General features: G+C 67.8%; 19 protein-coding genes and 1 pseudogene. 13 read left to right on the forward strand and 7 right to left on the reverse strand.

Annotated features, from left to right (window positions below; all coding sequences use genetic code 11):
- The first annotated feature begins 62 nt into the window (after positions 1 to 62).
- The 8 genes from Q0V34_RS06340 (at position 63) to Q0V34_RS06375 (ending at position 13,530) form a co-directional block, all read left to right on the forward strand.
- On the forward strand, positions 63 to 1,715 hold the full coding sequence (locus Q0V34_RS06340) for an MFS transporter (RefSeq protein WP_297509416.1): 1,653 nt from the start codon (positions 63 to 65) through the stop codon (positions 1,713 to 1,715).
- Between the two features lie 106 nt (positions 1,716 to 1,821).
- The gene (locus Q0V34_RS06345; protein WP_297509419.1) at positions 1,822 to 2,415 is read left to right on the forward strand and encodes an RNA polymerase sigma factor; all 594 of its coding nucleotides are present in this window, start codon (positions 1,822 to 1,824) and stop codon (positions 2,413 to 2,415) included.
- Positions 2,379 to 3,371 (forward strand): FecR family protein, encoded by a 993-nt coding sequence (locus tag Q0V34_RS06350; RefSeq protein ID WP_297509422.1) that lies wholly within the window; start codon positions 2,379 to 2,381, stop codon positions 3,369 to 3,371. The genes Q0V34_RS06345 and Q0V34_RS06350 overlap by 37 nt, the downstream gene beginning before the upstream one ends.
- A 117-nt stretch (positions 3,372 to 3,488) precedes the next feature.
- Positions 3,489 to 6,749, forward strand: coding sequence for a TonB-dependent receptor (locus Q0V34_RS06355; RefSeq protein WP_297509425.1), 3,261 nt, complete (start codon positions 3,489 to 3,491; stop codon positions 6,747 to 6,749).
- 44 nt (positions 6,750 to 6,793) lie between these two features.
- Entirely contained in the window at positions 6,794 to 8,560 is a 1,767-nt protein-coding gene (gene ggt / locus Q0V34_RS06360; RefSeq protein ID WP_297509428.1) for a gamma-glutamyltransferase, read from the forward strand.
- Between the two features lie 520 nt (positions 8,561 to 9,080).
- Positions 9,081 to 9,605, forward strand: coding sequence for a hypothetical protein (locus tag Q0V34_RS06365; RefSeq protein WP_297509431.1), 525 nt, complete (start codon positions 9,081 to 9,083; stop codon positions 9,603 to 9,605).
- Positions 9,606 to 9,631: 26 nt separating this feature from the next.
- A complete protein-coding gene (locus Q0V34_RS06370; protein WP_297509434.1) occupies positions 9,632 to 11,629 on the forward strand; it encodes a TonB-dependent receptor in 1,998 nt (665 codons plus the stop codon).
- A gap of 53 nt (positions 11,630 to 11,682) precedes the next feature.
- Complete coding sequence (locus tag Q0V34_RS06375) at positions 11,683 to 13,530, forward strand: methyl-accepting chemotaxis protein (RefSeq protein ID WP_297509436.1); 1,848 nt, start codon at positions 11,683 to 11,685, stop codon at positions 13,528 to 13,530.
- 140 nt (positions 13,531 to 13,670) lie between these two features.
- Here Q0V34_RS06375 and Q0V34_RS06380 read toward each other — a convergent pair whose 3' ends face one another.
- Both Q0V34_RS06380 and Q0V34_RS06385 read right to left on the reverse strand, forming a co-directional pair.
- On the reverse strand, positions 13,671 to 14,210 hold the full coding sequence (locus Q0V34_RS06380) for a heme-binding protein (protein ID WP_297509439.1): 540 nt from the start codon (positions 14,208 to 14,210) through the stop codon (positions 13,671 to 13,673).
- Positions 14,211 to 14,360: 150 nt separating this feature from the next.
- Positions 14,361 to 17,111: a M14 metallopeptidase family protein gene (locus Q0V34_RS06385; protein ID WP_297509443.1), complete on the reverse strand. Its 2,751-nt coding sequence runs from the start codon at positions 17,109 to 17,111 to the stop codon at positions 14,361 to 14,363.
- 163 nt (positions 17,112 to 17,274) lie between these two features.
- On the opposite strand from Q0V34_RS06385, the pseudogene Q0V34_RS06390 reads away from it, so the two are divergent.
- Positions 17,275 to 17,359 (forward strand): annotated as a pseudogene (locus Q0V34_RS06390) (hypothetical protein); the annotation flags it as partial.
- Between the two features lie 165 nt (positions 17,360 to 17,524).
- On the opposite strand, the gene Q0V34_RS06395 reads toward Q0V34_RS06390, so the two are convergent.
- Positions 17,525 to 20,368: a TonB-dependent receptor gene (locus tag Q0V34_RS06395; RefSeq protein ID WP_297509446.1), complete on the reverse strand. Its 2,844-nt coding sequence runs from the start codon at positions 20,366 to 20,368 to the stop codon at positions 17,525 to 17,527.
- A 448-nt stretch (positions 20,369 to 20,816) separates the two neighbouring features.
- Positions 20,817 to 21,983 (reverse strand): glycoside hydrolase family 88 protein, encoded by a 1,167-nt coding sequence (locus Q0V34_RS06400; RefSeq protein WP_297509449.1) that lies wholly within the window; start codon positions 21,981 to 21,983, stop codon positions 20,817 to 20,819.
- Positions 21,984 to 22,219: 236 nt separating this feature from the next.
- Here Q0V34_RS06400 and Q0V34_RS06405 point away from each other — a divergent pair, with 236 nt between their 5' ends.
- Positions 22,220 to 23,479, forward strand: coding sequence for an alginate lyase family protein (locus Q0V34_RS06405; RefSeq protein WP_297509452.1), 1,260 nt, complete (start codon positions 22,220 to 22,222; stop codon positions 23,477 to 23,479).
- A gap of 9 nt (positions 23,480 to 23,488) precedes the next feature.
- On the opposite strand, the gene Q0V34_RS06410 is transcribed toward Q0V34_RS06405, so the two are convergent.
- Positions 23,489 to 24,064 (reverse strand): YbhB/YbcL family Raf kinase inhibitor-like protein, encoded by a 576-nt coding sequence (locus tag Q0V34_RS06410; protein ID WP_297509454.1) that lies wholly within the window; start codon positions 24,062 to 24,064, stop codon positions 23,489 to 23,491.
- 89 nt (positions 24,065 to 24,153) lie between these two features.
- On the opposite strand from Q0V34_RS06410, the gene Q0V34_RS06415 reads away from it, so the two are divergent.
- On the forward strand, positions 24,154 to 24,507 hold the full coding sequence (locus Q0V34_RS06415; RefSeq protein ID WP_297509457.1) for a DUF2200 domain-containing protein: 354 nt from the start codon (positions 24,154 to 24,156) through the stop codon (positions 24,505 to 24,507).
- Between the two features lie 50 nt (positions 24,508 to 24,557).
- Here the strand turns inward: Q0V34_RS06415 and Q0V34_RS06420 are convergent, their stop codons facing one another.
- Positions 24,558 to 24,863, reverse strand: coding sequence for a hypothetical protein (locus Q0V34_RS06420; protein WP_297509460.1), 306 nt, complete (start codon positions 24,861 to 24,863; stop codon positions 24,558 to 24,560).
- Positions 24,864 to 24,962: 99 nt separating this feature from the next.
- On the opposite strand from Q0V34_RS06420, the gene Q0V34_RS06425 reads away from it, so the two are divergent.
- On the forward strand, positions 24,963 to 25,373 hold the full coding sequence (locus Q0V34_RS06425; RefSeq protein WP_297509463.1) for a hypothetical protein: 411 nt from the start codon (positions 24,963 to 24,965) through the stop codon (positions 25,371 to 25,373).
- A gap of 103 nt (positions 25,374 to 25,476) precedes the next feature.
- Positions 25,477 to 25,884, forward strand: a complete 408-nt coding sequence (locus Q0V34_RS06430; RefSeq protein ID WP_297509466.1) for a hypothetical protein — start codon at positions 25,477 to 25,479, stop codon at positions 25,882 to 25,884.
- Positions 25,885 to 26,227: 343 nt separating this feature from the next.
- On the opposite strand, the gene Q0V34_RS06435 is transcribed toward Q0V34_RS06430, so the two are convergent.
- Positions 26,228 to 26,989 carry a FadR/GntR family transcriptional regulator gene (locus tag Q0V34_RS06435; protein ID WP_297509468.1) on the reverse strand — a complete coding sequence of 254 codons (762 nt, stop codon included), beginning with the start codon at positions 26,987 to 26,989 and terminating at the stop codon, positions 26,228 to 26,230.
- Positions 26,990 to 27,000: the final 11 nt, after the last annotated feature.

The following is a 27,000-nucleotide window of genomic DNA, read 5'->3' on the forward strand; positions in this document are numbered from 1 at the left end:
TCGCTGAGCTAGGCTGGCGGGACGACCGCGAAAACGCGGCGGGGACGAGGGAAGGGAAGGTCATGGGGGCGGATAGCCAAGCCGCGTCGGGCAAGCGCCGCGACGCTCTGGTGATCGGCGCGTCGTCGCTGGGCACGGTGTTCGAGTGGTACGACTTCTACCTCTACGGTTCGCTGGCCCCGATCATCACCAGCCACTTCTTCTCCGGCGTCAACGAGACCACGGGCTTCATCCTGGCCCTGCTGGCCTTCGCCGCCGGCTTCGCGGTGCGGCCGTTCGGCGCGGTGATCTTCGGGCGGATGGGCGACCTGTGGGGGCGCAAGAACACCTTCCTGATCACCATGCTGCTGATGGGCCTGTCGACCTTCGTCGTCGGCCTTCTGCCGTCCTACGCGCAGATCGGCGTCGCCGCGCCGGCGGCGCTGGTCGTGATGCGCCTGGTGCAGGGCCTGGCCTTGGGCGGCGAGTACGGCGGCGCGGCCACCTATGTCGCCGAGCACGCGCCCGAGGGGCGGCGCGGCTTCTACACCAGCTGGATCCAGACCACCGCGACGGTGGGCCTTTTCCTGTCGCTGCTGGTGATCCTGGCCACGCGCCTCCAGATCGGCGAGGACGCCTTCAAGACCTGGGGCTGGCGCGTGCCGTTCCTGGTGTCGCTGCTGCTGCTGGGCGTCTCGCTGTGGATCCGCCTGAAGCTGCACGAGAGCCCGACCTTCCAGCGCATGATCGCCGAGGGCAAGGGCTCCAAGAAGCCGCTGGCCGAGGCGTTCGCCCGGCCGGAGAACCTCAAGGTCGTGCTGCTGGCCCTGGTCGGCCTGACCATGGGCCAGGCGGTGGTCTGGTACACCGGCCAGTTCTATTCGCTGTTCTTCCTGGAAAAGACGCTGAAGCTGGACGGCGCCCTGGCCAATCTGCTGGTGGCCGCGGGCCTGCTGATCGGGACGCCATTCTTCGTGGTCTTCGGCTGGCTGTCGGACCGGATCGGCCGCAAGTGGATCATCCTGGCCGGCTGCGTGCTGGCGGCGGCGACCTATTTCCCGATCTTCAACGCCCTGACGACCTACGCCAATCCGGCCCTGGCCAAGGCCGAGGCGGCGGCGCCGGTGACGGTCTCGGCGGACCCCGCCACCTGCGCCTTCCAGTTCGATCCGATCGGCAAGGCCAAGTTCAACAGCGCCTGCGACGTGGCCAAGGCCTATCTGGCCAAGGCGGGCGTCAGCTACCGCGTCCAGGACGTCGGCGCCGGGGCGGCCGCGAGCGTCCAGGTCGGCGCCGTGACCATGGCCGGCTTCGACGCCAAGGGCGCGACCGGCAAGGCCTTCGCCGCCGCCCGCAAGGCCTGGGAAGCCGATCTCGGCGACCAGTTGAAGGCCGCCGGCTATCCGGCCAAGGCCGACAGCAAGCGGGTCGACAAGCCCAAGGTCGTCGGCCTGCTGGCCCTGCTGGTGATCTATGTGACCATGGTCTACGGCCCGATCGCGGCCATGCTGGTCGAGATGTTCCCCACGCGCATCCGCTATACGGCGATGTCGCTGCCCTATCACCTGGGCAACGGCTGGTTCGGCGGCTTCCTGCCCACCACCGCCTTCGCCATTACGGCGGCGACCGGCGATATCTATTCGGGGCTCTGGTATCCGGTGATCATCGCCGGGATCACGGCCGTGGTCGGCGGACTGTTCCTGAAGGACACTCGACACAACCGCATCGACGATTAGGACGACCAAAGATTAGGCGTTCTTGGCCGCTCGCCGCGCGGCGCGCCGGCCGCCGGGTTGCCAACCCGCGTCCGATAGGCTTGGCTGCCCGGCGAGGGGAGCGTTCATGGCGCAAGAGGACGATGACAGGCGCGCCTGGTTCCGGCGGGAAATCCTGCCGCTGGAGCCGGACCTGCTGGCCTATGCGCGCCAGTTCTGTCGCGACGGGCAGACCGATCCGGAGGATCTGGTCCACGAGACCTTCGCGCGCGCCATCGCCTGCAAGACCTGGCGGGAGATCGGCAATCCCAGCGCCTTCGCGACGAGGATCCTCCGCAACTGCGCCCTGGACGCCCTGCGTCGCCGCAAGGTGCTGACGATCACCGCCGTCGCCGATTTCGAGCGGATCGAGCCGCTGGACGAGACGCCGGGCGCTGAAGCGATGCTCGAATCGCGCGAGGAGCTGCGCGCCCTGGCCGAGGCCATCGCCGAGCTGCCCGCCCAGTGTCGCCGCGTCTTCACGTTGAGAAAAGTTTACAGCCTCTCGCCGGACGCTATAGCGGTCCGGCTGGGTCTGTCCGTCTCTACTGTTGAGAAGCATTTGGTGAAGGGCTTGCGCCACTGTTCCGACAGACTGGGACGGCGTAATGGACGCGGCAAGACCAGGGTCGACGAAGGGCGCTCATGGAGCGGGAAGCGGGATCACGACGCGAAGCGGTGAGGCAGGCGGCCGCCCTCTGGGTGGTCCGGCTTGACGATCCTTCGTGCTCCGACGCCGACCGCGCCGCCTTCGAGGCTTGGCGCGGGGAGTCGTTCGAGCACGAGGCCGCCTATGAGCGCGAAGCGGTCGCCTGGGGGCGTCTGGAGCGTCTTCGCGCCCTGCGGCCCGGGGCCGGCAAGCCCGAACCCGACCTGCTGATCGCCGCCCCCGCGCGCGGCTTGAGGCATTCGCCGTGGGCGCGCGGTCTGGCCGCCGCCGCCGCGGCGGCCATGGTGGTGGGCGGAGTGCTTTCGCTGGGAACCTCCACCGCCTACGCCACCGCGATCGGCGAGCGCCGGGTCGTCGTGCTCAGCGACAACAGCCGTATCGAGCTCAATACCGACAGCAAGGTGGTGGTCCGCTATCACGGCGGGGTGCGCGAGGTTCGCCTGGTGCGCGGCGAGGCCGTGTTCCAGGCGGCCAACGACAAGCGTCCGTTCGTGATCAAGGCCGCCAAGGCGGTGATGCAGGCCGACGGCTCGACCGAGATGGCGGTGCGCCTGCGCGCCGACGGCGCGGCGGTGACCGTCAAGCGCGGGGCCGTCGAACTCGATCCCGGCGCGGCCGAGCGCAAGGACGAGGTGCGCCTGACGGCCGGCGTCGCGGCGGTCTATGGCTCGGCCGGCGCCCGCGCCCGCCCCATCCCCGAGAGCGAGATCGACCGCGCGCTGGCGTGGCGTCAGGGCGCCATCGCCCTGAACGGCCAGTCGCTGGAACAGGCGGTGGCCGAGTTCAATCGCTACAACCGCCAGCAGATCCGCATCGCCGACCCGTCGATCTCGGGCCTGCGTCTGGCCGGCTATTTCCAGACGACCGAGCCGACCAGCTTCGTCAACGCCGTGACCAACGCCTTCCCGGTGCGCGCGGCCGAGGGCGCCGACGGCGCGATCCGGCTGTCCCGGCGTCCGATCTCGTAAAAAATGGGCGGATAAATCCCGCCGGTAGATGGCGGAAACCCGATATCGGTGCGTCGTTCCAGCAAGGCCGCCCCTCCGCATAAGGAAAAGAGGGCGCCGAGAGGGGCTAAAGCAACGATGTCGATCCACACGCGCCGCCGCACGGTTCGCGGCTTCCTGATGGCGTCCGCCGCCGTCCTGGTCCTGGCCGGGCCCGCCCTGGCGCAAGAGAGCCGTCACACCTTCAACATTCCGGCCGGAGACGCGGTGACCGCGCTGCAGGCCTTCGCCCGCCAGTCGGGCAAGCAGGTCCTGTTTCCGTTCGAGGCGGCCGCCGGCAAGCAGACGCCGGCGGTGACCGGCGAGATCGCCGACCGCGACGCCCTGACCCGCCTGGCGCGCGCCGCCGGCCTGACCGTCCAGTCCAACAACGGCGCCACGATCACCCTGCGCCCGGAGACCGTGGAGGCGTCCGTCCCCCAGCGCCAGAGCGCGGGGGCCGGCGCGACTGAAGAGGCCCAGGTCGTCGACACCGTCGTGGTCGTCGGCTCGCAGATCGAGGGCGCTCGGACCACCGAGGCGTTGCCGGTGACCGTCGTGGGCGAGCGCGAGATCCTGGCCAGCGGCGCGGTGTCGGGCGACGAGCTGTTCCGCTCGATCCCGCAGGCCGGCGACGTGCAGTTCCAGGAAGCGCGCACCACCGGCAACCTGAACGACGCGCGCGGCGACGTGGCCTCGCTGAATCTGCGCAGCCTGGGCACCGGCAATACGCTGGCCCTGCTGAACGGCCGCCGCGCCGTCCTCGCGCCGGGCAGCCAGACCGAGAACCTGGTGCCGGTCCAGACCGTCAACACCAACTCGTTCCCGGTCGCCGGCATCAAGCGCGTCGAGGTGCTGCGCGACGGCGCCGCGGCCATCTACGGCACCGACGCCGTGGCGGGCGTGGTCAATACCGTGCTCGACACGCGGTTCCGCGGCCTGCGGATGGAAGCCCAGTACGGCGGCTCGGAGGGCACCAGCTATCGCGAGGGCTCGATCAACCTGAAGGCCGGGACACGGCTGAAGGACGGCACGCGCCTGACCTTCTTCGCCAACTATACCGGCCGCAGCCGCCTGATGGCGTCCGAGCGCGACTACTCGGCCAGCGAGGATCATCGCCCGCAGGTCGCCAACACGCCCTGGGCCGACAACACCACCTTCGACAGCCGCTCGACGTCCAGCCCCTGGGGCTCGTTCACGGTCATTCCGTCGACCACCGCGGTGCGCCAGGGGACGACGGCGCTGACCACCTCGGGCGTGTTCCACGTCGAGCCGGTCGGCAACACCGCCGCCGGCTGCTCCAGCACGGTGCTGACGGGCAATCTCTGCCTGAAGTCCGGCACGATCACCGGCGCGGCCGACCGCGTGCTGCGCTATGACGAGAACCCCGATCGCACGATGAAGGGCGGCGTCGAGCGCACCAACCTGTTCTCGACCGTCGAGCACGACTTCGGCGATGTCACCGCCTATGGCGAGGCGGGCTATTATCACGCGCTGTTCTCGGGCAGCCGCGAGCAGTCGGCGCCGCTGAGCACCGCCCCGATCACCATCGCGGCCAACGCCTACTGGAACCCCTTCGGCCCGACCTCCAGCCCCAACCGCCTGGCCAACCTGACCGGCGTGCCGACGACGGGCCTGGCGATGAACATCACGACCTATCGCGTGGTCGACACCGGACCGCGCACCTACACCGTCACCGACAACAGCTATCGCCTGCTGGGCGGGCTGAAGGGCTCATGGAACGGCTGGAAGTGGGACTCGGCGCTGCTCTATTCCATGGCGCGCACGAAGGACATGACCCACAACGCGATCAGCAACACCCTGTTCCAGCAGGCGCTGAACCGCACCGACGCCACGGCCTACAACCCGTTCAACGGCGGCAGCCTGGACAACTATTCGCTGGGCGACGCGACGCCCAACAGCCGTGAGACGATCAACAGCTTCCTGATCAATGTCTATCGGATCGGCGAGACCTCGCTGGCCCTGGCGGACTTCAAGGTCTCGAAGAAGGATCTGGTGCGGCTGCCGGGCGGCGATGTCGGCCTGGCCGCGGGCGTCGAGTGGCGTCGCGAGACCTATGACGACAACCGCGACGATCGCCTGGACGGCAAGATCAAGTACACCAACAACGTCACCGGCGTGACCTACGGCACCGACGTGGTGGGCGCGTCGGGCGCGCCGGACGTCCATGGCAGCCGCTCGGTCGCCTCGGCCTTCTTCGAGCTGGCCGTGCCGGTCATCTCGCCCGAGATGCGCATTCCGTTCGTCGAGGAAGTCAGCCTGCAGATCGCCGCGCGCGACGAGCGCTATTCCGACTTCGGCAACGTGCTGAAGCCGAAAGGCGCGATCTACTGGAAGGTCGGCTACGGCTTCGCGCTGCGCGGCTCGGTCTCCCAGAGCTTCCGCGCGCCGAACCTGCCGCAGTTCTACAGCGACGGGGCGACGGTCTCCAACAACCGCATCGACTACGCCGCCTGCCGCCTCAACGGCGTGACCTGCTCCAGCGTCAGCACCATCGAGTCGCGCAGCGGCAACAAGAACCTGCAGCCCGAACAGGCCGACAACGCCACCGTCGGCTTCGTCTACCAGCCCACCTTCATCCCCCGCGCGTTCGGCAAGCTGACCCTGACCAGCGACTTCTGGTCGATCCGAGAGAAGGGCGTCATCGGCGTGGTCGGCGGCTACAACGCCATCGCCTACGACTACTATCTGCGCCTGCACGGCTCGTCGAACCCGAACGTCGTGCGCGACGCCCCGGTCGGCACGGCCACGGTGGGCAACATCGCCTATATCAACGACACCTATCAGAACCTGCAGCCGCGCGTGGTCCGGGGCGCCGACTTCAGCCTCGACTACGACCTCGACGACACCCGTTGGGGCGACTTCGGCTTGACGGTCAATGTCGCCAAGCTGCTGAAGTACGATCAGGCGCCGAGCCCGCTGGAGTCGCTGCTGCAGACCGCCGTCTCCGCCGGCGAACTGCCGGGCCTGACGATCTCGTCGGCCGGCAACCAGATCAAGCTGGACGGCTATCCCGAGTTCCGTGGCTCGGGCAGCTTCACCTGGCGCTACAAGGGCTGGGGCGCGGGCGCCTTCGTCCAGTATGTCGGCCAGGTCTACGATACGGGTCCGGCCCAGGTGAACGGCGAGTACTTCCCGATCAAGGCTTGGACGACGGTCAGCTTCTACGGCCAGTACGCCTTCAAGAAGGGCATGTTCGGCGCGTCCACCGTGCGTCTGGGCGTGCGCAACGCCTTCGACAAGGACCCGCCGATCTCGGCCTCGAACTTCGGCTTCCTCGGCGCGCTGCACAACGCCACGGGCCGCTACTGGTACATGAACCTGTCCAAGAAGTTCTAACCCGGAACACCGATCTCCCCGGCCAAGGCCGGGGAGGCGGAAGGGTGTTCGCCTCTATCGCGGGAGAGGGCGTTTTGAAGCCGTTTCGTCTGATCTCCACCGGCCTCGCCACCCTGGCGCTGGCGATCGCGCCGATCGCCTCGACCGGGGCGCTGGCCCAGAAGAAGCAGTTGCTGGAATATCCCAGCATCCACTCGCCCGTGGTCGGCGAGCGCGGCATGGTGGTCAGCCAGAACACGATCGCCACGCGGGTCGGCGCCGACATCCTGCGCCAGGGCGGCAACGCCGTGGACGCCGCCATCGCGACCGCCTTCGCCCTGGCGGTGGTCCTGCCGCGCGCCGGCAATATCGGCGGCGACGGCTTCATGATGGTCTACATGGCCAAGACCAACGACACGGTGTTCATCGACTACCGCGGCGTCGCGCCGATGGCCGCCAGGCTCGAGACCTTCGTCGACGCCGACGGCAAGGAAGACAACGACGTCTCCTCGCGCGGCTATCGGGCGCCGGTGGTGCCAGGGACGGTGGCGGGCCTCTATCTCGCGCATCAGAAATATGGACGGCTGCCCTGGAAGACGCTGGTCGAGCCGGCCATCAAGCTGGCGGGCGAGGGCGTGACCCTGTCGCCGGACGAGGCCTTCGTCTTCAGCTGGGGCAAGCAGCGCCTGTCCGAGAGCGCGGCTGGCAAGCGGACCTTCTACAAGCCCGGCGGCGAGCTCTATCGCGCCGGCGAGGTGCTGAAGCAGCCCGACCTTGCCTGGTCGCTGCGCCAGATCGCCGACCAGGGCGCCGACGCCTTCTATCGCGGCGCGATCGCCCAGCGCTTCGCCGCCGACATGAAGGCGCACGGCGGCCTGATCACCGCCGAGGATCTGGCCTCGTACAAGGCGGTGATCCGCCAGCCGCTGGAGGGCAGCTATCGCGGCCTGACGGTCAAGACCTCGCCTCCGGCCAGCGCCGGCGGCGCGACCCTGCTCGAGATGCTGAACATCCTGGAGCGGTTCGACCTGAAGGCCGCGGGCCTCGGCTCGGCCAAGACGCTGCACCTGGAAGCCGAGGCGATGAAGCTGGGCTACGCCGATCGCGCGCGGTTCCTGGGCGACACCGATTTCGTCAAGGTCCCGCTGAAGGGCTTCACGTCCAAGGCCTACGGCGCCGAGCGGGCCAAGCTGATCGACCCCGACCGCGCCAAGAGCGCCAAGGACCTGGGCGTCGGCGACCCCTGGGCGTTCGAGAGCCACAACACCACGCACTTCTCGGTGGCCGACGCCGAGGGCAACGCGGTCAGCAACACCTTCACCCTGGGCGCCGATTTCGGCTCTGGCGTGATGGTCGAGGGCGCGGGCTTTGTTCTGAACAACCAGATGAACAACTACGCCCACGAGGCCGCCTGGCGGGCCCGGAAGGCCGGTCGCCCGCTGCCGCCAAACGCCCTGCAACCGGGCAAGCGGGTGCTGTCGACCATGATGCCGACCATGATCTTCAAGGACGGCAAGCCCTGGCTGATCACCGGCACGCCGGGCGGCAGCACGATCATCGACACGGTGCTGCAGGTCATCGTCAACGTCGTCGATTTCAAGCTGAACGTCGCCGAGGCCACCCATCAGCCGCGCATCTTCCAGGACGCCAGCGACAATCTGCGCGTCGAGCCGAACTTCAATCCCGACACGGTGGCCGCCCTCAAGGCGATGGGCCACCCCCTATCCTCGGACGAGACCATGGGCTCCGCCCAATCGATCATGATCGAGAATGGCCTCTATCTGGGCGGCGCGGATCCGCGTCGTCCGGGCGCCGAGGCGGTCGCGCCCTAGGGACGTCCTTCCTCCCTGAACGTCCTCCAAGGGTCTCGATCATCGGCGCCGGAGCTGCCCCTCCGGCGCCGAACGCGTTTCTGGCCGCCCGGCGACGGTCGCGGAGCGAGCGCGGCGGCGCGATACAACCGGGCAACCGACTGTCTCAAAACGGTTTTTTCGGGGTGCGACAATCTGTCCGTCCTCAGGCAAAGCCGCGCTTGGACCTGAGCAGCGAACAGCCGGCGGAAGGCGAGTTTCAGATTCTAGTCCTCGATAAGCTCAAACGCACCTATCGATTTAAGGGCGATCTACCGGATGAGCCGATAATCTCGCATCGATATCGAGTAAATATATGTCGATATACCGCGAACCGCCATGCATATATCGGCCTGAGTGCAAAGTAATTATATTGTAGCAAGTCTTTCATTCCATTTTGTACCCTATTTGGGTATTGACGAATTAACGACTTGTTTTCTTTTAAAGCAGCGTTTGTCCCCAGATTTCGCGGCCAGAAGTTGTCGCGTTTATGGGGATACAGATGTCTCGAACTAACCTAACCGCTCTGGGGGCGGCGCTGTCTTGCGCGCTGCTCGCCACCGCCGCCCACGCCGACCCCGCCAAGGATCTGCAGGTCGCGGGGCGGGGGCTTACCTTCCTCGAAAACGGACCGAGCGGATCGGGCGTGCTGGGCATCGTCTACGACCCGTCCAAGCCCGCCTCGGTGGCCGAGAAGAACGCCTTGATGTCCGCCATCGGCGGCGGCCTGCAGGCGGGCGCGCTGACCCTGACCGGCAAGCCGATCGAAGCCGGCGCCGTGGGCGGCGCCAGCGGCGTGGTCGCCCTGTTCGTCACCAAGGGCGTCAACTACGCGGCCGTCGGCGGCGCGGCCAAGGCCAAGAAGATCATCACCATCGGGTCGGACCCCGAGTGCGCCACCAGCGGCGGCTGCGCCATGAGCGTCGCCACCGAGCCCAAGGTCGAGATCATCGTCAACCGCGGCGCCGCCGCCGCCGTCGGCGCGGTCTTCAAGGCCGCCTTCCGCATGATGATCCGCGAAGTCTGATCCGAGCCGCCCAGAGAACCATGACCATGAAAACCACGCTCTTCGCCGGCGCCTCCGTCGGCCTCTGCATGCTGGCCTCGGCCACCGCCGCTTCCGCCCAGTCGATCGACTACGGCGCGCTGGAGCAGCTGTTCAACGAGCCCGTCACCACCAGCGCCACCGGCTCGCCGCAGCGCGCCACCCAGGCGCCCGCCGACATGCAGATCATCTCGGCCGCCGACATCCGCCGCTCGGGCGAGGTGACGCTGCCAGGCGTTCTGCAGCGCGTCGCCGGTATCGACGTGCTGAACTTCTCGGCCGGCCAGGCGGACGTCAATGTTCGCGGCTACGATCAGGTCAGCTCTCCGCGTCTGCTGGTGCTGGTCAACGGCCGCCAAGTCTATCTGGACCACTATGGCCTGACCGTCTGGGCCTCCCTTCCCGTCCAGATGGACGAGATCCGTCAGATCGAGGTCGTGAAGGGGCCCAACAGCGCGCTGTTCGGCTTCAACGCCGTCTCGGGCGTGGTCAACATCATCACCTTCAATCCGAAGTTCGACGACCTGAACGTCGCGACCGCCCGCGTGGGCGACCATGGCCAGAGGACGGTCTCGCTGGCGACGACGGTCAAGCTGGGCCAGGCGATCTCGGCGCGCCTTTCGGCCGGCGCCGAGAAGCAGAACGAATGGGCCCGCACGGGGGCGCTGCCGACGGCGGCCAGCTTGCACGATCCGCGGCGCCTCTCCACGGCTCTGGACGTCGTGGCGCAACTGGCCCCCAAGACCGAGCTCCGCGCCGAAGGCTCGTGGTCGAACATCCAGGAAGACAGCGTGGCCGGCGGCTACAGCTACACCGCGATGAAGATGATCACCAGCTCGGGCAAGGCGACCCTGACCTCGGACACGCGCCTGGGGCAGCTGCAAGCCCAAGCCTACGAGAACAGGCTGACCGCCAAGTACGGCCTGGCCGGCGGCATCAACTGGAAGAACACGATCGACGTCGTGAGCGTGCAGGATCTGTTCAAGATCGGCGCGGCGAACACGATCCGCCTGGGCGGCGAATATCGCCACAACACCCTGAACACCGCGCCGATCACCGGCGGTAAGGTCAGCTACGATGTCTGGTCCGCCTCGGCCATGTGGAACTGGGTGGTCAACGATAAGCTGACCACGACGGCGGCGCTTCGCTTCGACAAGCTGAGCCTGGCGCGCACCGGTCCGTTCCCCGCGCGGATCCCCCTGGGCGACAACAAGTACTGGAACCGCGACATCAACGAGCCGAGCCTGAACCTGACGGCCGCGTGGCGGCCGACGGACTTCGACACCTTCCGCCTTTCGTACGGGCGCGGCGTTCAGGCCCCGAGCCTGACCGAGCTGGGCGGCGTGCAGCTGGGTTCGGGTCCGGTCTATCTGCTGGGCAACCCGAACCTGAGACCGACGATCGTCGCCAATTACGAGGCGGCCTACGATCGGGAGCTTAAGAACGCCAAGCTGGGCGTGCGCTTCTTCCTTCAGGACTGGACCGACCTGAAGAGCGGGATCAGCACGGCGGCCATGGACTTCGCGCCGACCGCCACGACCGCGCCGGGCTTCACCTACCGCAATGTCAGCGACTCCAAGATGAAGGGCGTCGAACTGATCGCCTCGGGCAAGGTCGCCGGCGGCTTCGGCTGGCGCGCCAACTACACCTATACCGACGTCAAGGACTCGCTGTTCCCCGGCTTCAACGCCGTGCAGCGCTACGTGGCCTTCGCGCAGACCACGCCCAAGAGCCGCGGCAACCTGGGCGTCGATTGGTCCGGCGGGCCGTGGGAGGCCGACGCGAACCTGCACTATGTCGGCGACTTCCAATGGTACGACATCACCAATGGCGCCCTGCAGCCGGTGAAGGCCTACGCGTCGCTGTCGAGCCGCGTCGGGTACAAGGCCGGCGACGGCCTGGTCTTCGCCGTCGGCGGCCAGAACCTGCTCAACGCGCGGCAGCAGCAGACTCGCGGGCTGCAAGCCGAGCGCCGCGTCCAGTTCACCGTCAGCAAGAGCTGGTGACGCCTGGCGGCCCCGCGGGCGACCGCGGGGCCGACTTCCTTCGGAGACAGTCGATGACGAAGCTTAAGATCGCCAACCTGCCGCTGGTGGTGAAGATGGCGGTGGCGCCGGCCTTCGCGGTGATCATGCTCACCCTGGTGGCGGCCGGAGCCTTCTGGACCCAGACCCAGCAGACCGTGCTGCTGCGGCACGTGGTCGAACAGGACATGACGACCAGCAGTCGCCTGCTCCTGGCCTCCAAGCGCATCGCGGCCGCTCATGGGACGCTCTATCAGGTCCTGACCCGCCAAGCCGCCGCCGGCGCCGCCGGCGCGACCGGCAGCGACGCCAAGCTGAAGGCGCTGATCGGCGAGGTCGACGGCATCAAGGCCGAACTGACCGCCATCAAGACCGATCTTCCCGCCGACCAGCAGGCCAAGTTCGCCGGCGTGCTGAAGGATCTGGCCAATTATCGCGGCGGCATCGAGGTCGTGGGCTCGATGCTCGGCATTGACTTCCCGTCCGCCGCCGCCTTCGTCGAGCCGTTCGAGGCGCAGTACGCCAGCATGACGGCGGCGCTGGACAAGGCCTCCAAGGAGGTCATCACCGACTCCAGCGCCAAGGCCCAGGCCAGCGCCGCCAAGGCCCGGCTCTATGGCGCGATGCTGATGGGTCTCGTGCTCTTCACCATCATCGCCGTCGCCGTCGTGGCCATCGCCGGGGTGATGGGCATCCGCCGCGCCGTCGACGCCATCTCCAACGCCACCGAACGCCTGGCGGAGGGCGACGTCGCCCTCGATCTGGACGCCCTGCAACGCGGCGACGAACTGGGCGCGATCGTGCGGTCGCTCTCGGTCTTCCGTGACAATCAGCATCGTATCGTCGCCCTCCGGGCCGAGCAGGAGAGCGCCAACGGCCGCGAAGCCGCCGCCCGCGCCGAACAGGAGCGCGAGCGCTCGCTGGCCCAGGCCGAGCAGCAGAGCGTCGTCGAGGGGCTGGCGCGGGGGCTGGAGCGCCTGGCTTCGGGGGACCTGGCCTATCGCCTCGGGACGGCGTTCCCGCCGGCGTACGAAAAGCTGCGGACCGATTTCAACCAGGCCATCGCCAAGCTGGGCGAAGCCATGCGCACGATCAACGTGGTCTCGGAAGGCATCCACGGCGGCGCGCGCGAAATCTCCAGCGCCTCGGCCGACCTGTCGCGGCGCACCGAGCGCCAGGCCGCCAGCCTGGAAGAGACCGCCGCGGCGCTCGACGAGGTCACCGGCGCGGTCCGCAAGATGGCCCAGAACGCCAACAACGCCTCGAGCGTGGTCGCCGCCGCGCGCGGCGACGCCGAGACCTCCGGCAAGATCGCGCTGAACGCCGTCGTCGCCATGAACGAGATCGCCCGCTACGCGCAGGAGATCAGCCAGATCGTCGGCGTGGTCGACGAGATCGCCTTCCAGACCAACCTGCTGGCCCTGAACGCCGGCGTCGAGGCGGCGCGGGCGGGGGAGAGCGGCCGCGGCTTCGCGGTCGTCGCCCAGGAGGTGCGGGCGCTGGCCCAACGCTCGGCCGACGCGGCGCGCGAGATCAAGGGCCTGATCCAGGCCTCCAGCCAGCAGGTGGAGCAGGGGGTGGGTCTGGTCAGCAAGACGGGGTCGGCGCTGGAGATGATCGTCGGCCGGGTCGGCGAGATCAACGCCCTGGTCGGCGAGATCGCCACCTCGGCCCGGGACCAGGCCATGGGACTGACCGAGGTGAACTCGGCCGTCAACCAGATGGACCAGGTGACCCAGCAGAACGCGGCCATGGTGGAGCAGGCGACCGCAGCCAGCCACGCCCTGGGCTCCGAGGCCGCGCGCCTGGCCGAGCTGGTCGGCATGTTCCAACTGGGCGAGAGCGCCGGACACGCCGCCGACCCCTGGCGTCGAGCCGCCTGAACGGATCGGCGCGAGGCCTTTGCTCCCCGCGACCTCGCGTCGGTTCCCGGCGCCGGAGCTTCCCCTCCGGCGCCGAACGCGCTTCCGAGGCCCAAGCCTTCGAGGAAGCCGCCGCGAAGGCGGCTTCGCGAACGCTCAGATCAACGCGGGCGCGCGTTCTCGGCGGCGGCGATGGCCGCGGCGACATTGGCGTCCTGATCGGCGCTGCCGCCCGAGACGCCGACCGCCCCGACGATGAGCCCGTCTCGGACGATCGGCGCGCCGCCGCCGATCGCTATGACCTCGTCGTTGGACAGAATGGCCAAGCGGCCGCCCTGCAGCTGGGACTCTCGAACGCTGGTCGCGACCCGGTATCGGGCGGAGGTGCGCGCCTTCAACTGCGCCGCGCGGATCGCGCCATACGAAACGCCGTCCATGCGCCCGAAGGCCACCAGTTCGCCCGACGGTTCAACGATCGCGAACGCCTGGCGCAGGCCCGCGGCCCGGCTCTTCAGCATCCCGGCCTGGATGATCTTGAGGGCCTCGTCGTAATGGATGGGCGCGCCATAGTCTTCCACGGCGGGCGCGGCGGCCGGCGCTGGGTCGTGCGACGGCGCGGGCTGTTGGGCGGCCACCGCGCCGGCGCAAAGCAGTTGAACGGTCAGGGCGACCATCGCCCATCGAACGCGTCGATCCAGCATCTCTTCCCCCATGTCAGAGGGCGTCAGCCGATCACGGCCATGCTCGACCGTTCGCCGCGCCGCCCCCGAGCCGCGGCGTTGTCATGGCTAACCGACCGCTTCACGCCAGACAACCGCTAGCGGCCCGGGATGAGCCGGCCAGCGGCGGTCCTACTTCCCGCTCACCGCCGGCCCGTACAGCAGGCCGTTGAACAGGAACTTGAACGTGCCCCACGACTGGGCGCGCTGGGTGATCTCGGGGCCGAAGGCGAAGACCTTGCCCTTGCCGATGTCGATGTCGAGCATGTCGACCGAGCCCTTCAGCTTCTCCTGGCCGACGGCCCAGCCGCTGCGCAGGGGCTTGTCGGTGTCGAACCACGAGACCTTGGCCACGCCCTTGGCGTCGGCCTTGATCGTGTAGGTCGGGCTGCGGTCGAAGAAGACGTCGACCTGATCGGCCGCGCCGTAGGCCAGGGGCTGCTTGGGATCGACCTTGGCGCGCAGCACCGAGCCGGGGATGTAGAGCTCGCGGGTGGAGTAGGGCTTGGTCTGGCCGTTCTCGGTCTTGGCCGTGGCCAGTTCGATCGGCGCGCCCATGGCCGTCGCCAAGCGGGTCGAGGCGCCGATGGCCACCACCGTACCGCCGCCCTTCACGAACTCGGCGACCTTGGGCAGGGTCTTGTCGTCACTGAACCGGCCGAGCCACGCGCGGTATTCGGCCGGAATGTCCTCGGGCTTGGGCTGGCCGCCGCCGCCCCGCCCGCCGCGGCCGGTCTCGCTGGGCACCACGCCGTCGGGGAAGACCAGGACGTCGAAGTCCTTCTGGATGTCGCCGGCGTCCAGGCGCTGCGGATAGACGACCTGGAACGGCGCCTCGAACTTCTCGAACATCCAGCGGTTCCAGCCCGAGGGCATCGAGCCGCCATAGACGTCGACAAGGCCGATGCGGATCGGCTTCAGGGCGATCGTCGCGCCCAAGGGCTTGCCGCCCACCGCGTAGGCGTCGATGCCCAGATCCTTGACGCCCTTGTCGATCACCGCCTTGGCGGCGGGCGAGGCGGGGACGAAGATCGCGCCGGGGCCGAAGGCGACCTTGCCGGCCTTGGCGCCGTCCTTGACCCAGTAGACCTTGGCGCCGGCCTTCAAGAGGCGGTTGGTCAGGGTGAAGCTGGCGTTGGTCTCGTGGCTGATCAGCCAGCCCGCGCCGCCCGAGCCCTTCACCGCCCCCGGCGCCACCGTGATCAGGTCGGGCACGCGGGTGGTCGGGGCCTCGAAACCATCGAGAATGCGGTCGAACTTGATCCCCATCTGATAGGCCAGGGTGTAGCCGGTGACGTCGTACGGCGCCTTGGGCGGACCGCCCGGATATTCCAGGTCGTGCGGGTGGTCCTGCGGCTCGAACATGTCGAGGATGTGCGGGCGATAGGCCTGGGCCGCGCGGATCACGTACGAGCCGGCCGGATAGGTCTTGCTCCCGATCGTGAAGGGCTTGGTGGCCTTGTCGACGTCGACGCCGTTCTTGATCAGGGTGTTCAGGAAGGCCGTGACGGTCGGCATGTCGGCCTGGTCGGACGGCAGGACATAGCCGCGCGCGTCGCGAGCCTCGGGGGTCTGCAGCACGGTCTTGTAGAGGCTGGGGTCGATCGCCGCGCCATAGGGACCCGGCTTGTCCTTGCCGGCCTTGGCCAGCTCATCGACGCGGGTCGGGGTCATGGTCCAGCTGTCGCGCGAGCCGCGCTTGATGCTGTTGTCGCCCATCTTCCAGATGTTGAACAGCAGCCGCTCGCGGTTGCGCGAGGCGTAGTCGATCACCGCCCGGTTCATGGTCCACTGGTAGTCCAGCGAGTCCTGCAGATGCCATTCCCTGGGCGCGATGGGGGCGGGGCGGTCATTGCCCGGCAGCTGCAGCTCCGGAACCAGATTGACCGTGGTCGGGGTCGGGCCGCCGATGATCTCGGTCAGAAGGCCGATCGAGTTGTGGAAATAGGCGACCGACCGCTCCATGCCGTTGTGCCAGGTGGAGTAGGGGGCGGCGCTGCGGGCGCCCGAGCCCGGCTTGTCCTCGGCCACCAGCCGGCTGTGCATGGCCATGCCGACCTCTTGGAGCTCGGTCATGACCAGCGGGTCGTAGTTGAAGTTGAACGGGTCGCGGAACGGCGGCACGAACACCACCATGCCGTTCGGGCCGGTCTGGTGCTGGTTGTAGACGATCTGCGGGAACCACTCGCGGAACAGCTGCTTGTTGACGTTGGTCGTCTCCGACATCGCCGACATGAAGCTGTCGCGGTTGTTATCGTGGCCGATATACTTGTGATACAGGCGCGGCAGCGAGCCGAACTCGCGCTTCTTCGGATCCGGGTTGCGCATGTACCAGTCGGCGATCATCTCCATGCCGTCCGGATTGTCCTGGCCGAACAGGATCACGCAGTCGTCCAGCATCCGCAGGGTTTCCGGATCGTTCTCCGTCAGCATCCGGTAGAGCACCTGGATCTGGCCCTGCGAGGTGATGGTCTCGCTGGCGTGCAGGCCAGCGTCGATCCAGACGATGGCCTTGCCCTCGGCGGCCAGCGTCCGAGCCTCGTCCTCCTTGACGCCCTCGGCCTTGGCCAGCTTGCGGGCGATCTCCTTGTAGCGGTCCAGCTTGGCCAGGTTGGCGGGCGAGGAGACGATGGCCATCCACATGGTGCGGCCTTCCTCGGTCTTGCCGATGTCGACCAGCTTCATGCGGTCGGACTTGGCGGCCAGGGCCTTCAGATAGGCCTCGTAGGCCGTGTAGTCGGCCAGGAAGTAGTCGCTGCCCACCGGCTGCGCGAACGCCGTCTGGGGCGTTGGCAGATCGGCCGCGAACGCGCCCGCCATCCCGCCAAAAGCCAGCACCACGCCGAGGGCCGCCCCGGCCATCGCTCCGCCACGCGTCATCATCTGAAACCCCGTAAGCCCTCGGCGATCGCTGGGACGCGCCCGCCTCTCCCTAGACTGACGTAAGCGGACGATGTTTCCGCACGTTCGGCAATGGTCGGCTCAGCCCATTTTTTGTGGGGCGGGCTCGAAGGCCGTTTCGACGTTGCGTGTCGAGGTGCGGCGGAGGCCGTCCTCGCCCTTCGACAAGCTCAGGGTGAGGACGACTGTCGGTCCCCGGGCACAAAATCCTCATCCTGAGCTTGTCGAAGCACGTCCTCGGGCCGGCGCCGCCGGACCCGGGGGGAGGAGGATTTCCATCCGGACCGAGCGCGGACTCATGTGAAAGCGGCCAAAAAGGGGCCGCCCTCGCGGGCGGCCCCTCCATCTCATCGGGTCATACATGCACGCGACCCGTACGCGAGATAGCTCGGGATTTAGTACTTCACGCGCATGCCGACGCGGAAGTAACGGCCCACGATGCCCGACTGCGAATAGGTCGGGTTCCAGTTCACGCCGGCGTAGTTGGCCGGGTTGAACATCGGGCCGGTGTCGAACAGGTTCAGCACGTCGGCATAGACCGAGGCGTTCTTGGTCACGTCGTAGGCGCCCGTCAGGTCGAAGGTCGTGAACGACTTGATCCGGCAGTTGAAGTTCGAGTCGCCGTACAGGCAGCCGTCCTGATAGCTGTCGTCGCCTTCACGCATGCCGCTGACATAGTTCATCGTGCCCGTCACGCGGATCGGGCCGCGTTCGAACGTATTGGTCCACTGCAGGCGGTTCTTCGGCGTGCCGGCGCCCGACGACAGGGCGTAGGGCCCTTCGGTGCCGACATAGTCGTAGGTCACGCCGCCTTGCGTGTACTTGTAGTCGAAGATGGTCGTGGCATCGACGGTGCTGGTCCACTTCACGTCGGCCGGCAGGTAGAACGAGGCCTGGACGTTCAGGTCCAGACCGCTGGTCACCAGCGAGTCCGCGTTGATGTACGGCGACGACACCGACAGCACCCGCGGCAGGGCCGTGGGATGTTCCGGGTCGCGGGCGTCGGGGGTCACGATATAGCCGGTCGGGATGGCCTGGCCGGCATAGTAGGCGGCCAGGGCCGTGCCCGCGCTGGCCTGGGCGATCACGTCGTTCTTCTTGATGTGGTAGTAGTCGAGCGCGACGCTGAACGTCCGCGTCGGGGCCCAGACCGCGCCGAACGTGTAGCTGGTCGACTTCTCCGGCTTCAGGTCCGGATTGGCCGAGGTGATCGACGAGAGCGAATAGGCCTTGGTGTAGTCGTTGTTGCCGTGGGCGGCGCGGAAGGCCGCGTACTGGTCGGCCTTGAACGAGAAGGTCGTGAAGCCCTGGCTCGCCGAGTTGCCGGCTTCCGAGAACGACGGCGCGCGGAAGCCCTTCGAGACGGTGCCGCGCAGGGCCACCGACTTGATCGGCGTGAACTTCACGCCGAGCTTGGGCGAGAAGTTGCCGCCGAAGTCCGAATAGTGGTCATAGCGGCCCGACAGGTTGACCTCGAGCTTGTCGAGGACCGGCATGCCCAGTTCGGCGAAGGCCGAGGCCACCGTGCGGTTGCCTTGGGTGCGGGCGTTGCCCAACCCTTGCGCGTCGTTGACGGGGTTCAGGGCCGGGTCGTTGGTCGCCTCGTAACGGAACTCGCCGCCGAGACCCAGCTGGGCGTCGCCGCCCGGCAGGCTGAACAGCTTGCGCGAGGCCTGGACGCTCAGCGAGTCCAGGTCCGTGGTCGAGGTCTTGGCCAGCACCGGCGACAGGGCGTCGCGGACGGCCTGGCTGTTCTGCGACGGGTCGACGAAGTTGTAGGCCCCCGTCTGGATGTCGCTCATCAGCTGCTTGTAGCTGAGGAAGCCGGTCTGGGCGCTTTCCAGGGTGTCGTGGGCGATCACGAGATTGGCCTGGTAGTCCCAGTCCATCGCGTTGCCCTTCACGCCGCCGACCATGCGGAACATGCGGTTGGTGTAGTTGGACGAGGCGGGCAGGTCGCTGAAGCGGTACTTGATCAGCGCGTAGTCGCCGGTCGAGGCGAACGGGTTGTTCGGGTTCAGGCGACGGTCGGGCGCGGTGGCGCAGTTGGCGCCGGCCGAGCAGATATAGACCGGCAGAACCAGGTTCGAGAGGTTGTTCGGCGTGCTCGACGAGACGGTGACGGGCGTGCCGTTCACCGAGGTCTTGCTCTGCACGAAGCTGCCCGAGATGTAGGCCTCGAGATTGTCGGTCGGCTTGATCGTGAACCGGCCATAGGCGCCGATCCGCGACTGCTGGGGCTGGATGTCGCCGAAGTTGGCGACGTTCTGGGCGCAGTACGTGCCCATCAGCGTGCCGTCGTCGTCGCGCTGGGTGGTCAGCGGGGCGTCGGCGGCGCAGGTGCGCAGCGGCTGCCAGACATTGGTCGGGCTGTCGATCGCCAGGCCGCTGGCCAGATTGCCCGGGGTGGTCAGGGTGGCGCGCTTGACGTTGCCGTAGAAGGTGCTGCCGCCGGTCTGCGGATTGTTGTTCTCGCCGCCGGGGATCGAGGACAGGTCATTGGTGTTGTAGGGGAAGCCGCGCTGGTTGCCGCGGATGCGCTTGTCCAGCTGGTATTCGACGTCGAAATAGGCGTTGTACTTGTCGGTCTCCAGGTCGCCGTGGCCGATGTCGGCGTTGAAGCGGTACTGGTCGCCGCCGCCGTGCTGGCTGCGCCCGTACGAGGCGTCGGCGCTCATGCCCTGATAGTTCGACTTCATGATGATGTTGACCACGCCGCCGATGGCGTCGGCGCCGTACAGCGACGAGGCGCCGTCCTTCAGGGTCTCGATGCGCTCGACCGCGTTGAACGGGATCGAGTTCAGGTCGACGAACGCCTTCTGGCCGTCGTCGGCCAGCGGATAGTTGGCGTTGCGCAGGCCGTCGATCATCACCAGGGTCGAGTTCACCGACAGGCCGCGCAGCGAGACGCCGGTCGAGCCGGCGGCGAAGCCGTTGCCGAACGCGGCGGGGATCGAGCCGGAGTTGTCGGCCGACAGGCTGCGGATCGCGTCGGCGACGGTGGTGATGCCCTGGGCCTTCAGCTGCTCGCTGGTCTGGACGGTCACGGGCGAGGGCGTGGCGGTGTCGGTGCGGCGCAGCAGCGAGCCGGTGACCACGACGGCCTCGACCTCGGTGTTCGGGTCGGCCGGGGGCTTGGCGGGCGCGGTCTGAGCGTTGGCGGCGAAGCCGGCCAGGGTGGCCAGGCCCGCGATCATCGTGGTCGCGAGCAGGCGGCCGCGGTTAAGCTGATACTTCATGAGATGACCCTTCCAGACCTTCCCTTCGGCGCGCGCGCCGACGTCGTGACGGTCCGATGCAAGACGAGTTTCCCGCCCCGTTCAGGCGGTTGCTGGCGGCTTAGGACCGCGTCGCGCCGAGGGTCAATCGCGGCCGCTTTTATGTAATAATTTTGTCTTGAAGCTGTATCTCAAAGGCAACGGCTTAGGTCGGATTGCGGCGTGATTAAGTCAAGTTGGTATCGAGGGGGAAACATTACAAAACTTTATAGAAATCAGTCGGGATCGATTCAAGGTCGCCTGCGTTGCAGCGGCCACGCGTATTGCACAGCTTGGTGAAACATCGATTTTCGATGGCTGGGTATACTTGATAACGGCGATTGGTGACCGGTGTCATCGCAAGCGTAGACGCGCTCGCGAGGCGGCGCTGGCGCCCGGTCAGGCCCGTGGAACCCTTGGATCGTCGCGGTCAGAAGCGGCCGCGCGAGACCTCGGAGGCGGCCAGCAGGAAAGCGCCCGCGCCGTAGAGCTGGGTGTCGTCGGCCTCGACGTGATCGGGGGCGTAGCCGACCTGCTGCACCCAGCCGATCATGCCGTCCGGCCGCACGGCCCTGGCCAGGGCCGACCAGCCCAGACGCGCCGAGGCGGCGTATCGCGGCGCCGTCAGCAGACCCTGGTTCACGCCCCAGGCCAGGCCGTAGACGAAGAAGCTCGTGCCGCTGCTCTCCGGCGGGCTGTGCTCGGGCGCGAGCAGCGACACCGACCAGTAGCCGTCGGACTTCTGCAGGCTGACCAGCCGCGCCGACATCCGCTGGAATAGGGCGACATAGCGCGGCCGCGAGGGGTGGTCGGCCGGCAGGGTCTTCAGGATGTTGACGAGGCCGGCATAGACCCAGCCGTTGCCGCGGCTCCAGAAGATCTTGCGGCCCTGGTCGTCGCGGCGATCGAAGAACCGGCTGTCGCGGAAATAGAGCCCGGTCTCCTTGTCCAGCAGCCAGTCCGTCGTCGCCCAGAACTCGCGGTCGGCATAGGCGGCGTAGCGCGGGTCGCCGGTCGCGGCCGACAGGGCGGTCCAGGTGGGCGGCCCCATGAACAGCGCGTCGCTCCAGCACCAGCGGGCCTGGCACGGCTGGTTCTCGGTCCCGTCGATGAAGGTCAGGTCGGCCTCGGGCGGCGCGGCGAGAATGGCGTCGAAGCGGGCCTTGACCGGCGCGATCCGCGCCGGATCGCGGTCGCGGCGATAGAGCCAGATCCAGCTCTGGGCGACCACGTGGTCGTCGGCGTGCAGCGGGCGGGCGCCCAGGCCCCAGCCTTCCTGGACCCCGTGGGCGCGGATCGCCTCCACGTAGCGCGCGTCGCCCGTCCGATCGGCGAAGGCGGCGAGGCCGACATAGAAGGCGCCCTGGATCCAGCCGCGCGGGTTCTGCGTCCCGGGGCGGTGGGTCTGCACATAGTCGAACCGACCGTCCAGGTAGCGGAGCTGCCAGTCGGCCACGGCCCGGCCCAGCGTCAGGGCCGAGGCGGCGAGGTCGGGCGAGGCGGCGGCCGGGATCGGCGCGGGCCGCGCCAGGGCGGGCGCGGGGGCCAGCGCCAGGCAGGCGAGGGCGGCGGCGAGACGTAAGCGCGTCGGCGTCATCTGTCCTGTTTCCTCCGCGCGCCTCTGACGGGCGCCATGGCGGCCGGGCAAGGCCGCGAAAGCTTCGCTCGGTGATAACCGACCTGACCCGATCCACGCAAACGGGCAGAAGACAAATTACCAATTTGGGCGGAAAGGGCCTATTTGGTCATACCAATATCCTTGCCCCGGCTTCGGGATCGGGTAAAGCTCCGACCGTCCAGAGGGCCGGAGAGCCCATCCATGGGGGAAGACAGATGATCAGAGCCTCGGTCCGCGTGCTGACCCTCTGCGCCGCCATCGGCGCGCTGGCGGTCGCCGTCCCGGCCAGCGCCGCGACCCCGGTCTGCAAGGCCAGCGACGGCTACGCCGCCGATTTCGGCGGTCGCCGCACCTTCCGCTGGAAGCCGCAATGGCTGGAAGCGGCCAAGACGGACCCGGCGCTCGCGCCGGCCCGCCAGGCGCTGATCGCCCGCGCCGACAAGGCCCTGGCCGGTCCGGTCTACAGCGTGACCGACAAGAGCCGCACGCCGCCCAGCGGCGACAAGCACGACTATATCTCGATGGGCCCCTACTGGTGGCCCGACCCGAGCAAGCCGAACGGCGAGCCCTATATCCGCAAGGACGGCGAGTTCAATCCGGAGCGCGCCACCAACGCCTTCGACGCGGTGCGCATGGATGCGTTCGGCGGCGCGGTCGAGGCGCTGTCCCTGGCCTATTACCTGACCGGCGAGACGAAATACGCCGCCAAGGCCGCCCAGCTGCTGCGCGTCTGGTTCCTGGACCCGGCCACGCGGATGAACCCGTCGATGGCCTATGCCCAGGGCGTGCCGGGCCGCACCCTGGGCCGGGCCGAGGGCGTGCTGGACACCTATCGCCTGCTGCCGGTGATCGAGTCGATCGGCGTCCTGGCCCCGGCCAAGGTGCTGACGGCCGCCGAACAGAAGGGGCTGGAGACCTGGTTCGGCGACTATGTCCAGTGGCTGCGAACCGCCCCGACCGCCAAGGAGGAGCGCGCCGCCGAGAACAATCACGGCATCTGGTACGACGACCAGCTGGCCCAGTACGCCCTGTTCGCGCGCCAGCCCGACCTCGCCAAGGCCACCATCGCCGGCGCCGCCAAGGGGCGGATCGACCCGCAGATCGAGGCCGACGGCAAGATGCCCAAGGAGCTCGCCCGCACCCGGGGGCTGCACTACAGCTATTTCGCCCTGGAGCCGCTGATCGGCCTGGCGGAGCTCGGCCCGTGCGTCGGCGTCGATCTGTGGGGCTACAAGGGACCGAAGGGGCAGAGCATCCGCGCGGCCTTGACCTATCTTTCCCAGTTCGTCGGCGCCGAGGCGGCGTTCCCGTACCAGGAGCTGAAGCCGCAGGACGCCAGCGACGAGGCGCTGCCGCTCTACGACCTGGCGGCCTGGGCCTATGACGACCCGGGCTTGGCGGCCACGGCCGAGCTCATCGCCAAGAAGCAGCCGGCGGCGCGCAGCCGGCTGACCGTGGCGGCTTACCGGAAATAGGCTACCGGCTCAGGGGCGTTCGTAGGTCCCGACCAGCATGCCGCGCGCCAGCACCCGGCCCTTGATCGCGTCGAGGAACGCGCCTCGGCTCGGGTGATGGTCGAACGCCAGCGGCCGGTCCAGCGCGAAGAGCTGGAAGACATAGAGGTGCGGACCGTGGCCGGTCGGCGGATCGGGCGGCAGCCAGCCGGCGCGCAGGAAGCTGTTGCGCCCGAGGTTCTCGTCCAGGCCGTCGTGACCGGGGCCGCGGAACTGGCCCTCGGGGAGCCCGGCGAGGTCCGGCGGCAGGTCCCAGGCCAAGAGATGGACCAGGGGCTCGGGTGTCGGCGCGTCGGGGTCCTCGACCAGCAGGGCCACCGCGCCGGCGCCGGGCGGCGACACGCGCCAGGCCAGCGGCGGCGACAGGCCCTCGCCATCGGCGGTGTGGCGCGCCGGGATCGCGCCGCCGTCCTCGAACGCCACGCTGGAGAGCGCGATCGTGTCGGGGATGTCGGCGAAGGCGGGGTCCTCGCTGGCGATCTTGTCGAACCCGGCGCGCACGCCGCGCAACGCGTGGCCCAGGCCGTGGGGGATCTTCTCGAGCATGACGGGCTCCTTCGGAAGGCAAACCCGCCGGCCGCGCCTTTGTTCATCGGCGTGAAAACATGCTAGCCAAATGCGGTTCGGAGGCCGCCATGACCCACCGCATCTACACGACGAGCTTCGCCAGCGTGTACCCGCTCTATGTCGCCAAGGCGGAGAAGAAGGGGAGGACCAAGGCCGAGGTCGACGAGATCCTGCGGTGGCTGACCGGCTACACGCCGGAGGGGCTGGAGGCGGAAATCGCGGCCAAGACCGACTTCCAGACCTTCTTCGCGAGCGCGCCGAGGCTCAATCCGGCCAGGGTCGAGATCACGGGCGTGGTCTGTGGCGTGCGGGTCGAGGACATCGAGGAGCCGCTGATGCGCGAGATCCGCTATCTCGACAAGCTGATCGACGAACTGGCCAAGGGAAAGGCGATGGCGAAGATCCTGCGGGGGCCGGCGTAGGGGCGGGCGAGCGGACGCCGCGAGGGTCCGCGATGGGTGGAGAACGGACGCTAGTAGATCGTCCGGCGGCCCAAACTCTGAGCGTCGGCCTCCCGAACACGGTAGCACTCAGCGCATATGATCTTGATGCCGCCGGGAACATCGACCCCATCGTCAGTCCACTCGCCGCCGTGCGACATGAGATACTCGTGGCAGTTGTCACACCAAGCATCCCGCAGGTCGGCTTCGTTCTCCGGCGCTCCAGAGACGAAACCAACCGTCTCGCCACGAGGCACGGCGACGATATGGCCGCAAACAAATGTGACAGGCTGAACGCCATGGTCGGCGCAGACGCAAGTATCGTCGTCATCAATCATGCCGGGACACTACCTGCTTGTCGGAACGTCTGAACAGTGTGGGAAGACTGCGTTCGACTGTGGCTTGTCCGGCCCCATGGTTGCACCTAAGGCTTGGGCGTGAGCAAGCACAACTCCCACCTACGCGCGGCTTTTGACGCAGCATTCGTTTTCCCTTTCGCAGCCTACGTTTGGCAGAGCGAGCGCGCGAGATCGTGTTGGATTGATTTGGAGGGATGGCAGGACAACCTGGCGGGGCCTGTCTCGCACATCGTCGAGCATGGTGATTGCGCGTATGTGTACCGCCGCAACGACGCCTATTTTACGGGTGTGGACGATCCGGCTGCCCTGCACGCCCGCCTTCAGAGCTGGCATGGTGAGATGGTGGCCGGCCTGAAGCGATTCGTGCCAACATCGGAAGCCGAAGCTAACGACCTGGCGGCCATGCGACAGTTTGCAGATGAGATCTGGGCCGTGACCGAACAAGCGATCGAGGTTGAACGAACTCGTTGGGAACGCGCCACCGTTTAAGCCCTGGGCGGCTAGCGGACGATCTCGATGGCCAACTAGGGTGGGAAGTGGAACTCCGACCTGCCATACTCGCGGTGCCCCGATCGCGAGATATTTTGCCGATATGCAAAAGACGACCATAGCGACGACCCTGCTTTTGCTCAGCCTGCTTGCCGCTTGCTCAAAACCGCAGACGCCCTTGGAGCGAGCCTTGGCGGAGTATCGGCGATGCAACGGCGGCTCTCGCGAATGCTATTATGCGCCGACCAAGTCGGCGGGCGTGCTGCCAAGCCCTCCTCGGGTAGACGAGGTTGAAGCCTGCTACCGCAATACTCGCTTCATGCGGATCGATCGCTTCGCCAACAGCTCACAAACCATCTTTCGCTGTGAGTTCGGCCGATTTGTTGGCGAATATCGGATCGTCGAGGAGCCTCGCAGAAGCTACCTGATGACAACCTATGCCTTTGGCGATCGTAACAAAGTCGATCGCGACGTGGGCGTTGTCGACACGTCTTCTCCGACAGAAGACTGACGTCCGACTTGGGTCGGAAGCCGACCTCAGCGTCGGGTGCGATCCTTACATCTCTTGCCGCAGCCCTGTGATCGTCTCGCCATGAGATGTAAGGATGGCTCCTCCCGACGGGCGGACGAGAGCCACAACACCTCCAAACAACCCGTCATTCCCGCCCTCGTGGCGGGAAACCCTCTGTCTGCCGCAGGGGCGGAGGTGTGGCGCGCTGGCGCGCCAAGGCGCTTCACTTGCGGGCTGAACCAGGGGTTCTCGCCACGAGGGCGAGAATGACGGTGGTTTAGAGGGATCGGCGGAGCTGCGTACGCGGCGCCGCCGATCCCTAACCCAACCACATCCCCCGCCGCTAAATCGCCGACCGCCGCGCCAGCTCCGTGCGGCGCTGGGCAACCTCGCTGCGGGCGCGTTCCAGGGCGTCGATCTCGGTGGCGGTGAGCAGGTTGTCGATCACCCGGCCCAGGTGCTCGCGCATGGCGTTGCGGGCGGCGGTAGGGTCGCGTTCGCGCAGGGCCAGCAGGATCTCCTGGTGGTCGTCGATCAGCGGGCGCACGCCGACCTGGCGGGCGCGCTCCAGCATGGCCCGGCACAGGGGCGAGGCGTAGCGCAGGTCCCAGAGGTTCTCGACGACGGTGACCAGCGCGCTGTTGCGGCTGGCGCGGGCGATGGTGACGTGGAAGCGGCGGTCGGCGCGCTCGCCCCGGACGTTGTTGTCGTTCTCCACGACCATGTCGTCCATGATCGTGGCCAGCTCGGTCAGCTCCTCGTCGGTGATGGTGGCGGCGGCCAGGGCGGCGACCTCGCCCTCGATCAGCCGGCGGGCCTCGGTCAGTTCGAAGGCGCCGATGTCGAGCTCGGGGGCCGGAACCTCGGGGCGCGGCGCTTCGGTGACATAGACGCCCGAGCCGTGGCGGGCCTCGACCAGGCCGCGGATCTCCAGGGCGATCATCGCCTCGCGCACCGTCGGGCGGCTGACCTTGTAGTCCTCGGCGAGGTCCCGTTCGGACGGCAGACGTTGTCCGGGCCGGTGCACGCCGTCGCGAATCGCGTCGGCGATCGAATTGGCCACCTGTTGGTAAAGCTTGCGGGTTTCGGCCGTGGAGGTCGTCATGGTCTCACTAT

Origin of the sequence: uncultured Caulobacter sp., from assembly GCF_947036865.1 — a bacterium.
Taxonomy (GTDB): Bacteria; Pseudomonadota; Alphaproteobacteria; order Caulobacterales; family Caulobacteraceae; genus Caulobacter.